This window comes from Streptomyces sp. UH6 (genome assembly GCF_013421635.1).
Classification (GTDB): Bacteria; Actinomycetota; Actinomycetes; order Streptomycetales; family Streptomycetaceae; genus Streptomyces; species Streptomyces abyssomicinicus.
In genome coordinates this window covers 1-1000 of the sequence record NZ_JACADT010001462.1, presented here as the reverse complement: position 1 = coordinate 1000, position 1000 = coordinate 1, and the positions used below count along the sequence as shown (strand labels likewise).

Genomic DNA, 1000 nt, shown 5'->3' with positions numbered 1-1000 from the left:
CGCCTCGCCGACCAGCACCGCCTGAACGCCGACGTAGGCCCGGTCGGCGGTCACCGTGAGCAGCGCGACGGCCGCGAAGGCGCCGAGCGAGTCGACCGCCGGGTAGGCCAGGAACCCGGCGACGCGGACGGCGTGGAACACCATCAGCACCCGCCGCGCCCCGTGCCGGTCGACGGCCGCCCCGATGAACGGCAGCAGCGCCATCCCGCCCAGGCCGGCGACGGTCAGCACGGCTCCCACCACTGCGTAGGAGAGCCCGGTGACGTGGTGGAAGAAGACCAGGCTGAAGGGGATGTACATCCCGGAGCCGATCCCGTTCACCGCCGCCGAGGCCGTCAGTCGCCGTTCCCCCGCGACGCCTCGGCGCCCCCGGTACCCGCTGCCGCCGTCCATCCGGCCCTCCCCCGCCACGCCGCATCAGGATTTCACTTGGCGGCAAGTAGCTTAGCTACAAGCTACTTGCCGTCAAGTTACTTTTTTGCCAGGGGGCTCCGCCGCCGCCGATACTCGGGCCCATGAGTACTCGCGACCCCGGGCACAGGGACGACGTCGACGCGATCATCGAGCAGTGGGCCCGGGAACGGCCCGATCTGGAGACGCCCGCCATGGAGGTCTTCGGACGGATCTACCGGCTGGCCCGCGGGATGGGCGAGCGGACGGAGAAGGAGTACGCCGCCTTCGGCGTCTCCCGGGGCGAGTTCGACGTGCTGGCCACGCTGCGCCGCGCCGGCGAGCCGTACACCCTCTCGCCGCGCGAGCTGTCCGGCACGCTGATGCTCACCACGGGCGGGATGACGGGACGGCTGGACAAGCTGGAGCGGGCCGGGCTGCTGACGCGCTCGCCCGACCCGACCGACCGGCGGGCGCTGCGGGTCTCGCTCACCGAACACGGCCTGTCCGTGGTGAACGAGGCGGTGACCGCCGGACTGGCCGCGCAGGCGCGGGTGCTGACGGAGGCGCTGGACGAGCGGCGGACCGCCGAACTGGCGGGGCTGCTGCG

1 protein-coding gene and 1 pseudogene are annotated in these 1000 nt (G+C 72.7%); one reads left to right on the top strand and one right to left on the bottom strand.

Annotated features, from left to right (window positions below; all coding sequences use genetic code 11):
- Window positions 1-393 (bottom strand): annotated as a pseudogene (locus HW445_RS32610) (MFS transporter); the annotation flags it as partial.
- Window positions 394-515: 122 nt separating this feature from the next.
- Between HW445_RS32610 and HW445_RS32605 the strand changes: the two are divergent.
- Window positions 516-1000: MarR family winged helix-turn-helix transcriptional regulator (locus HW445_RS32605; protein ID WP_180224341.1), on the top strand; the 485-nt coding region annotated here is incomplete at its 3' end.